This window comes from Acidobacteriota bacterium (genome assembly GCA_030697165.1).
Classification (GTDB): domain Bacteria; phylum Acidobacteriota; class Vicinamibacteria; order Vicinamibacterales; family UBA2999; genus 12-FULL-67-14b.
Genome location: JAUYQQ010000017.1, coordinates 62997 through 72770, shown reverse-complemented (window position 1 = coordinate 72770; position 9774 = coordinate 62997). Strand labels below are relative to the sequence as shown.

The window sequence follows — 9774 nt, the reverse complement described above, 5'->3', positions numbered from 1 at the left end:
GCTGCCAGGTCTTCCGGGGAGGGGCTGTCGAGACTGGCGAGCAGTTCAGTCGCCACTTCGGCACGTTCCGTGGCCGGCAGGGCAAGGGCCTCTTGGAGAAGGGCATCCGCTCGCTGCGACATGCGGCCATTCTAGCATCGTCGAATAGGGCTTTTGTCCCGACAAGGATTGCCCTCCCGACAAGGATTAGCTTCCCGACAAGAGGTGCCTCCCGCCGAGGTTTTAGGCTCTAATCTGTGGCTGTTTATGTCTAAGTCAAATCGGTGGCCCCTTGCCGTCGTCGTTGTGGCCCTCTCTAGCGCCGTAATCCTCGGCCAGCCCAGGCCCCCGGCTCCCGGCGCTCCGCGGTTCCCGTTGCCGACGGAGCCGCAGGTTTATGAAACCTTCGAGCAGAAGATCAAGGTCACCGTGCTCGCGCGCGGCATCGAGCGGCCCTGGAGCCTGTTGCCGCTGCCGGATGGCGATTTCCTGATCGGCGTCCGGCCCACTGGCCAGGTGTTGGCGCTCAGGAAGACCGGCCTCGATCCCCGGCCGCTCACCGGCCTGCCGGCCATGCGCACCACTCGCACCACGGGCATGCTCGACCTGGCCATGCATCCGAAGTTCGCCGACAACAAGTGGATCTACTTCACCTATCACAAGGCGCTCAACGAGAAGCAGTGGACGCTGGCGCTTGGCCGTGGCCGCTACACGGGCACCGGCTTTGCGGATGTCGAGGAGCTCTACGCCGGCAACGCCGTGCAAACGGGCGGCTCGCGCATGACGTTTGGTCTCGACGGCCTGCTCTACATCACCGTCGGCGGCGCCGCGCCGCTGAAGGACGCGCAATCAACCGACAGCATCTTCGGCAAGGTCCTCCGTCTCAAGGACGATGGGACGGTGCCGACGGACAATCCGCTGGTGGGGAAGGGCGGGCGCCCGGAGATCTTCACCTTGGGGCATCGCGATCATTTCGGCATCACCCCGCATCCGCAGACCGGGCAGATTTTTCACGCCGAGCTCGGCCCCATGGGCGGCGACAAGATCAACATCCTCACGCCGGGAGGCAACTACGGCTGGCCGACCTATGGCTATGGGCGGGAGAACAACGGCTCGCCCATGGAGCATCCCAATCGTCCGGGCATCGAGCCGGCGTGGATCACGTGGAACCCTGGCATCACCCCGTCGGGGATCATCTTCTACACCGGCGATCGCTTTCCGCAGTGGAAGGGCAACATCTTCGTGGGCAGCACCATCCGCGGCCGCATCCCCGGCACCGGCGGCATCGAGCGGGTGGTGTTCAACGAGAAGTTGTGGGAGACGAGGAGAGAGTCGATCCTGCAGCAGTTGCATCAGCGCATCAGGGATGTCCGGCAGGGGCCTGACGGGTTGATTTATGTCCTCACCGAGGAGGACGACGGCGCGGTGATTCGGATCGAGCCGGCGCCGTAAGTCAGCCAGGACGTTGGAGCGCCGTCTAGATGCCTAGAATCCGTTTGAGTTTAGTACTCACCCGCCGAGAAGCCGTGATTCGCTGAATCAGGTCGGCGCAGTGCGCGTCATTGAGCGTCCCCTGATAGACCACGCTTTCCTGGTTGTAGAGCGCGACGAATTCAGCGCGGCCAACTTCGCGTTCTCCGGCAGTGCCCGCGTCGATCAGAGTATCGACCGGCAGGAAGCCGTATGAACCCTTGGCGATATGCACGAGATCGCCTGGAAACGGATGGTGTTCGTGCTTGGCCTTCTCCGATGTGGTCAGAATGTAGATCAGTGGATCATCGTGGGCCGAGTTGCTCAGGACGACGATAAACTTCGGCTTAGTTCGTCCCGCAAATACCGGGTCGTCGAGGTCGTCGTAGTCGACCCAGCGAAACACCACTCCGCGTCGAAGGACGACGTCAAGCGGCAGCAGCACCTGGTCACTTGCCTACCGGGTCGCCGCAGTCTGGGCGCGGAGCGCCCGGCGTCCCGCTCGTTGCAGCGCGTCAGCGAAATCGCGGTCTTCCTGTTCACAGGAGACGAATCCGCTGATCGCCTTCACATCATCAGGGGCATCTTCAAAGAAGTACTCGTAGGGGAGGGCGGTGCTGCTGCCCGGCGATCGTCCGGCATCTGCCCTGAGGTAGGCGCGATGCGTGTGGGTGAGGTCGACCAGGTCCCGCGCGCGCGCCTGGCCAAACTCCTTGACGACCGATGCGAGGGCTTCGACTTCGGATTCTGAGAACACACTGAGATCGGGATTACCCTTGGCCCTGAGTACCGGATACCGCCGGAACGCGCGGTGTACTTCGAGCCGTTCGAGCGCGTTCGCACGCGGCTCATCGTCCACTTCAGCTGGCTCGATCAGTCGGCTGATGAGCTGGAATCCGCCTTCGGGCACCGGTCCCAATTCCATGGCGATGTACCGGTCACCCGTGACTGGGCGGCCGTAGTGGAACAAGTGGTAGCGGTCGGCCAGGTAGAGAAGCTTCACGGCCTTCAGCTTGGTCAAGTCGTGCACGCCGTGCGCGGCGAAATACGCAAGGGCGTTGATGAACTTGTCGAGGCTGAACCGAAACGTCAGAGGTGATTGATGCGACGTCATTCGGGTGACTTCCAAGTCACGATTATGATGTGGGTCCCCGGACGACGCAAGGCGTTTTCGGGGAACAGTTTACGGTGAGAAAAGATGGCAGAATCTGCGATCCTCCAAGCGCTCGCACCCGCGGCAGCGGTCTACGCCGACGCCACCTTGGCCGCCCTGAAGAAATCGGCCGGCATCGGCCGTCGCAGCTGCCACGTAAACGCGATCGGCCGCTCGCCCTTGTGCGACACGTAGTCCACTGGCCCAAGGAACGTGTAGGGCATGGTGAGACCGTCCTGCTTCTTCCTGGCCCTCACGAACAACAGGATCTGCCCGCCGAACTCGCGGTGCTTGATGTATCGCTGGCCGGTTGGTGACTGCTGCGTCGTGAGCGACTGCGATTCCCAGTGAAACAGCGTTGGCGAGATGGCGTAGTCCTTGTAGAGCGTGGATGGCGAGTAGTCGCGTTCCGACTTCTCGAGCGTGACGAAGAACAGGTCCGAGTTGGTCGCTTCGTCGCGGTAGACACCCTCGCGGTGCTGGTAGAACTTGCCCGGCGTGATGCGCCCGAACGCCGAGAAGATCTCCACCAGCGAATGCCGCGCATGAATCGATAGGGGCGGTGACGTTCGGAGAGCGACGGCTTCAGCCGTCGCTTCTGACAGCGGATACGTCAAATGGTCCGCGCGCTCCTCCAGCAAATCAAACAGCTTCAGCAACTCCTCGACGATAGCCGGATGAGCCTGGACGGCGTCCCGCGCCTCTTCGAGGGACGCCGGCGCGTTGCTGCTCCACAACGTGTACACAAGCGCCGTGATCAGGCGAGGGTCGGCCGCCTTTCCCTTGAGCCAGGCGCGATAGCCGTCCAACCGCAGCGGGTCGTCGATGTGGAGCAGCCGCTCCAGGCTCTTCCCGAGCGTTTCCTCGCTCGGCCCAGCCTTGGGAACGCTCAACCCAGCATCGCGCTTCAGTCCCGACCAGCAGCCCGAGCGATACACATCAACAAGGTCGAGTCCTGTGTCTTCCAGGAATGTGGCCAGCGACACGGCTTGGCCACCGTAGCCTTGGCGAAGGTGGCCCACCATCGCCGGCCGCCGCGACGGCAGCGCCGTCTTCAGGTTCTCGAGAACAATCTCCTTCGCAACCCTATCCAACTGCATGGTGCAGCCGGCGGGCAGGAAGGGGAATCCCTGTTCAATCTGCTTCCCGACCTCACTCCGAGACGTCCCTGTCACTGCCCGGTAGCGCAGGTCGAAGCGGAACTTCCGGTGTGACTGGCCGATGAAGTCGAGCACCGTCACGCAGTCTTTGCCTTCGAACCGGCGGAGGCCGCGGCCCAGTTGCTGCATGAACACCAGGGCGCTCTCGGTGGGGCGCAGGAACAGCAGCGTGTCCACGGCCGGCAGGTCCACACCTTCGTTGAACAGATCCACGGCAAAGAGTGCGCGCAGGGTGCCTTTCTGCAGGTCCGCCAGCGCCTGGCGACGCGTGTCACTGTCGGTGTTGGCCGACACCGCCTGCGACGGCAAGCCCGCGTCGGTGAAGCGCCGTGCCATGAACTCGGCGTGCGCAATACTCACGCAGAACCCCAGCGCCTTCATGGACCTTACGTCACGGAGCTTGTCCTGCATCTGCTGCAGCACCAGTTGCACCCGCTTGTCGTCGCCGGTGTAGAGCTTCTCCAGGGAGGTGACGTCGTAGCCCCTTCGGGACCATTCCACGTGGGTCAGGTCCGTGTTGTCGCTCAGGCCGAAATACTGAAACGGGCACAGCAACCCGCGCTCGAGCGCATCCCACAGCCGCAGCTCCACCGCGATGTGGTTGTCGAAGTAGCGCAGAATGTCGCCGCTGTCGGTCCGCTCCGGCGTCGCCGTCAGCCCAAGGAGTTCTCTCGGTGACGTCCGGAGGGAGGAGGCTTTAGCCTCCTCCTTTGGAAACAGATGCTCCAACAACCTCCGATACGTCGGCGCCGCCGCGTGATGAAACTCATCGACGATCACCACATCAAACGCCGACGCGTCGATCTTCTCCAGATCCAGCTGCGCCAACGACTGCACTGACGCGAACACGTGCCGCCATTCATCGGGACGATGGCCGTCGACGTAGAGCTCGCCGAAGGCGCCATCCCGCAGCACCTGGCGGAAGGCGCTCAGGCTTTGCTTCAGGATCTCCTGCCGATGTGCGACAAACAGCAGCCGCGGGTCGCCCATCTGCGCGCGCAGGCGCTTGAAGTCGAGGGCGGCGACGATGGTCTTGCCGGTGCCCGTGGCGGCGACCACCAGGTTCTTGAAGCGGTGGTGGCGTTCGCGTTCGGCGGCGAGCTTCTCGAGAATCTCGGTCTGATGCGGCCAGGGCGTGACGTCCAGGAACATCAGCGGCGTGTCCTCGCTGGTGTCCGGGGCCGGCGCGAGGGCGTTGGCCAGCCGGTCGCCGTCCCGCTTCGGGTCGTAGTCCTCGTACTCCGGGCTCTGCCAATAGCTGCTGAACGTCGCGTCAAACTTCTCCAGAATGTCGGGCGAGGTCACTTCCGACAGCCGCACGTTCCACTCCACGCCATCGATCAGCGCCGACTTCGACAGGTTCGACGAGCCAATGTAGGCGGTGGAGTAGCCGGTGGCGCGCCGAAACATCCAGGCCTTGGCGTGCAGGCGGGTGGACTGCGTGTCGTACGACACCTTCACCTGCGCGCCGATGCCGACGAGCCAGTCGAGCGCCTTGCGTTCGGTGGAGCCGGTGTAGACGGTGGTGATGACGCGCAAGGGCCGCCCGGCGCGGCAGTGCGCGCGGAGCTGGTCTTCAAGCACGCGGATGCCGTGCCAGCGGACGAAGGCGCAGAGCAGGTCGATGGAGTCGGCGGACGGAATCTCGTGCGCCAGCGCGTGAGCCAGCGACGGCTCGCCGCGGGCGTTGACGAGGAGGTCGGAGGCGGAGAGCGGGACCAGCGGCGCGACAAGTTCCCGGTCGTCGCCCGGCAGTCCGGTGACCGGCTGAATCGACCGCAGTTGTTTTGGCGGGATCTCGACCGGGTCAATGTGGCTGCCGGCTCCGGTGCCGATACGGTGTCCGGCTTCCGTGTCGATGTGGCGTCCGGCCTTCGTGTCGATGTAGCGTCCGGCTTCAGCCGGACCGATGCCAAGCAACCCAATGATCTCGTTCGCAACCGCGACCCGATTAGCAGCCCGGTCCTCCGCCGGGATCCCTTGCAGCGCTCGCGCGACGACGCCCTCGATGTGCCTGGCGAGGGTGATGTGGGCTTCCGCGGGATCCAGCTCTTCCGTTTGAACCCGGGTCCGCTCTTGATCGAACTGAAGGAGCCGCGCCTTCAGGCTGGCGGTGACAAGGCGCTCGTAGAGCCCGAAGGGGAGGTCGTTGTCCTGGTCGGGCATGCGGCGCGGTGCCAGGTTACTCGAGCGCGACCCAATCTGTCACACGCCTGGCGCAGGATCTGACACGTTGCGAGGGAAACGGCACCAGGTCGTTCGCATAGGATTGCCTAATGAAGATGCCGCTCTCGTCGAAGACCGCCGCGGAAGTCGAGGCAGACATCAAGCGCTTTGACGTTCGCTACAAGCGGGACTGGCAGTCATGGATGAGTGTCTATGACACCAAGCCTCTATCGTCCGCAGAAGTGGCTGGAACGTGCCGCGCCGTACTCAGCAAGTGGCAAGCAGTGCGCAGCAAGACCAAGGGGCGAACCATCCGGCTGCTGAGAGACGCGGCGATCGACGCACCATGCTTCGATGATCTGCTTGCGAAGGCGACCGAACCCGTTCGCGTGTTGGGCCGCACCACGATAAGAGATCTACGACTGGTTGGAGGGATTGAGCGAGATGCACTCAGCTGCCTGTGGGAAGTCTTCAGGGATCTCCCGACAATAGGCCGTGCGAATGCAGTTGGCATTACGAAGGCGATCAAGCTGGTAACTGGTGGACGGATTGGCCCGGCTCTCGACAGCGAGGTGAGAGACCGCTTGGCGATCAAGGAGCCGGTGACGGCGAGCGAATGGATCACAGTTCTCGAATCAGTGGCTGAGGACATCGAGGTCTTCGAATCGACGAATCAATGCCGTCTTGAGGACTTGGTTGAGGCCGAATGGCAGCCCGTCGCTCCGGGGCGAGCCTACGACATGGTCTTTGGTCCCAGGGCGAAATCTTCGGGTTAGTCGCCCCCGGGCCCCCCACCTTGAGCGACCGTCTGGTGCCGCGCCGACCAACTGTCAGTAGCTTCGACTGGCTGCGTCTTTGAACTAGGCGGTCGCTTTTTGCCTGGAGGATGCATGTCCATGTCGATTTCTTTGTGGTACCCGGCTCTCTTGCTAGTTGCGGCGTTGGTGGGATGGTTCCTGGCGTCAAAGCGCGCGGTCACGCTCGGCGCTGTCGTGGCCTCTGACTTTGAGCGAACTCGCTCCGATTTCGAAGCGAAACTCAACGAACTCCGCCAGCTTCTCGTCGCGCGCGAAGCCGAGTTGACGACGAGTCGCGGGCTACTTGATGAGCTCCGCATCAAGGCAGCAGTCGCTTCTGAGCAGCACGTTCGAGTCGAGACCCTGCGGGAATCAGACCGAAGCCTTGCTGCCGCGCGAGACGAGGAGATCGACAGCTTGAAGGCAAGGGTCGCAGAGATCGAAGGGGTTCGAGACGCTCATCGGACTGCGATCGCATCGCTCGAAGTCGACAACGCTCGCCTTAACACGGTGATCGAACAGGAGCGCAAAGCGCACGAACAGCGGATGCACGCGTATCTTGAGGCGGAGGACCACTTCAAGGCCGCCGTCAAGGCAACGGCGTCAGATGCCCTCAGCGCCAACAATGAGGCGTTCATGACCTTGGCTCAGGCTCGGCTCGGGAACCTTCAGCATCTGGCTTCGGCTGATTTCGAACAGAAGCAGAAGGCCATTCAGGACGTGATTGGACCCGTTTCCGCACTGCTCCAGAAGCTCCAGGGCGACGTCCAACTAGCCGAACAGAACCGTGTCGAGACCCGGACGGCGATCATTGCGCAGGTCCAGCAGGTTGCGACACTCGTGCCTGCGCTCCAAAAGGAGACCTCGCAGCTCTCGCGGGCGCTGAAGCACTCTGGTACCAGAGGGCGCTGGGGTGAACTTCAGCTGCGCCGCACTCTGGAGTCTGCCGGGCTCGTTGAGGGCGAGCACTATTCTTGGCAGCAAGGTATCGACACAGAGGGGGGCCGCCTCATCCCCGACGTCATCATTCACCTGCCCGGTGGCGGCAACGTGGTCATTGACGCCAAAACGCCAATGCAGGCGTTCTTGGACGCCTGTGCGACGGACGATGACGAAGTGCGCGCGGCACTCCTGGGGCAACACGCCGCAGCAACGCGACAGCACGTCGTGCAGCTTAGTGCCAAGGCCTACGGGATAGCGGTAGTTCCCAGTCCCGACTTCGTCGTCATGTATGTGCCCGTGGAGTCGGCCCTGCACGAAGTACTGAGCTCAGACTTCACGATTGTCGAGGACGCCGCGAAGCGGGACGTAATGCTCGCGGGGCCGCTCGTGCTGATTCCGCTGCTTCGGGCAATTGCCTTCGGGTGGAAGCAACACCAGGTGGCTGAGCGGGCCGAGGAGATTGCTGAAGTGGGCGCGCTCCTATACGACCGCATCGCAACGGTTGTCGAGCACTTCGTCTCGGTCGGTCGCGGATTGGATCGAACCGTCGAGGCTTACAACAGCTCCGTCGCCTCCTTCGAGGGCCGACTGACCCCGTCGGCGCGAGAGCTCAAGGCTTTGCACGTCAAGACGACCAAAGTACTGAAACCACTCGCTCCCGTCGACCACCGCACTCGGGTGTTGACGATCGCGGAGGCGCCGCTGGCTCGCACGAATGGCCAGGAGGCGGTGGTTACGCCAGGCCTCGAGGTAGGCGAGGCCCAGGCCGCCTCCGATTCTACCGACGCCGTTGATGGCCGGACTCACTAGCCTGCGCCAGTGCCGGCCCGCTTAAGATTGCCAGAATGGCGGTCCTGGCCGCGATAGAATCGCCGGCATGAGCGACATCTTGCTGTCGTCGGCGGACGGTGATTGAAGTGGCGCGAAAACAGCCGGTCACCCCATGGACGCTCTACGTCGACGAGTCTGGAAGTTTCACCGAGGTTGAAGACGACGTTGTCGTTTGCGGCCTGCTTGTCCGCGACGATATCCCGGGACTCTCGATCGCGGAGGTCAGGCAGTCGCTCGAGAGCGCTGTGCCCGGGTTCCCATGGCCGTGGCACGCAAGCTTAATCAATAACGCCTCGTGGGTCGCGTTTGTACTTGGTGAGCGCCAACTCTCGGCCTCTCACCCAGACGCCGACATTCGATGGCTGGCTGAGGCCGTGCGCCGGGTCAACGATGGATTCGCCGATCGATTTGGGGACCGCTACCTGGCGATTCGGACGCGCTTGGCTTCCGATGGTGAGGCCGGGCAGATTAAGTTAAACGAGCTTGCGGACTTCGAGGGTCTTCTGCGGGAAGCATACCCCGCCGAACTGGAGGCGATTCGCGCGCATTCCCAAAGAGCAAGGGCTGCGGTGAAGCAGTTCGCGAATGCGCTGGCGATTCGGGCGGCGTCGACGGGTGATGCGACAGCAGCGCTACTGTTGTTTTCGTCGGAGACCGTTCGTGGCGATGCTCGCTCTGAACCAGAATCTGTTCTTGGGGATCGGCGGTACTTTCGCCTCCTAGAGGTGTTGGTGGACCGCGCTGCCGCCACGTTGGCGCGTCGCGGTGGCGCGCACGAACTCTCGCTTGACGTCTCTGAACGGCGGCTCATTGACCCCCTGTTTCGCCGGCCCGCAAAGCAACTCACCCAGCACGTCGACCGCGAGCTCTCGGCCTTACGCGCGAAATGGCGGCACTCGGTGCGCATCGTTGCGAGAGCGGTAACGCCCTTCGATCGGCACATCGGGATGCGTTTTGTGGTTGCCGACTTCGCTGCGAATCGCGGGCGGCGGGCTTTGCGTCGTGGCGCGGTACCGCTCAAGGACACCGAGACAGACGTAGAGACCCACCTCGCCTTGGCCGTTCGAAGCGGCACTCCTCCGCGCAGCCACCTCGCCGCCAGCGGCGATGCCTACGCTCTGTGTCAGTTGCCTGGCTCAGATGGGCCAGCGGCCCTGTCTTATGAGAGGCCTCGGCGCCGGTGGGCATGCGAGCAAGCTTGGGAATGGTGCGCGAGGTAGTGACGATGACACTACTGGCTGCGCTTCGCTCACTCGGCGTGTTGATCGGCGATCCG

Annotated in this window: 7 protein-coding genes; 4 read left to right on the top strand and 3 right to left on the bottom strand. The window is 63.2% G+C overall.

What is annotated here, in order from left to right; translation table 11 throughout:
- Positions 1-285 precede the first annotated feature (285 nt).
- Positions 286-1431 carry a PQQ-dependent sugar dehydrogenase gene (locus Q8T13_17235; GenBank protein ID MDP3719508.1) on the top strand — a complete coding sequence of 382 codons (1146 nt, stop codon included), beginning with the start codon at positions 286-288 and terminating at the stop codon, positions 1429-1431.
- 25 nt (positions 1432-1456) lie between these two features.
- On the opposite strand, the gene Q8T13_17230 is transcribed toward Q8T13_17235, so the two are convergent.
- The 3 genes from Q8T13_17230 to Q8T13_17220 form a co-directional block, all read right to left on the bottom strand.
- Positions 1457-1894, bottom strand: coding sequence for a hypothetical protein (locus tag Q8T13_17230; GenBank protein ID MDP3719507.1), 438 nt, complete (start codon positions 1892-1894; stop codon positions 1457-1459).
- A gap of 12 nt (positions 1895-1906) precedes the next feature.
- Positions 1907-2578 (bottom strand): Panacea domain-containing protein, encoded by a 672-nt coding sequence (locus Q8T13_17225; GenBank protein ID MDP3719506.1) that lies wholly within the window; start codon positions 2576-2578, stop codon positions 1907-1909.
- 116 nt (positions 2579-2694) lie between these two features.
- Positions 2695-5928, bottom strand: a complete 3234-nt coding sequence (locus tag Q8T13_17220) for a DUF3427 domain-containing protein (GenBank protein ID MDP3719505.1) — start codon at positions 5926-5928, stop codon at positions 2695-2697.
- A gap of 110 nt (positions 5929-6038) precedes the next feature.
- Here Q8T13_17220 and Q8T13_17215 point away from each other — a divergent pair, with 110 nt between their 5' ends.
- The 3 genes from Q8T13_17215 (at position 6039) to Q8T13_17205 (ending at position 9718) form a co-directional block, all read left to right on the top strand.
- The gene (locus Q8T13_17215; GenBank protein ID MDP3719504.1) at positions 6039-6704 is read left to right on the top strand and encodes a hypothetical protein; all 666 of its coding nucleotides are present in this window, start codon (positions 6039-6041) and stop codon (positions 6702-6704) included.
- Positions 6705-6818: 114 nt separating this feature from the next.
- On the top strand, positions 6819-8477 hold the full coding sequence (gene rmuC / locus Q8T13_17210) for a DNA recombination protein RmuC (protein ID MDP3719503.1): 1659 nt from the start codon (positions 6819-6821) through the stop codon (positions 8475-8477).
- A 98-nt stretch (positions 8478-8575) separates the two neighbouring features.
- On the top strand, positions 8576-9718 hold the full coding sequence (locus tag Q8T13_17205; GenBank protein ID MDP3719502.1) for a hypothetical protein: 1143 nt from the start codon (positions 8576-8578) through the stop codon (positions 9716-9718).
- The last annotated feature ends 56 nt before the right edge of the window (positions 9719-9774 follow it).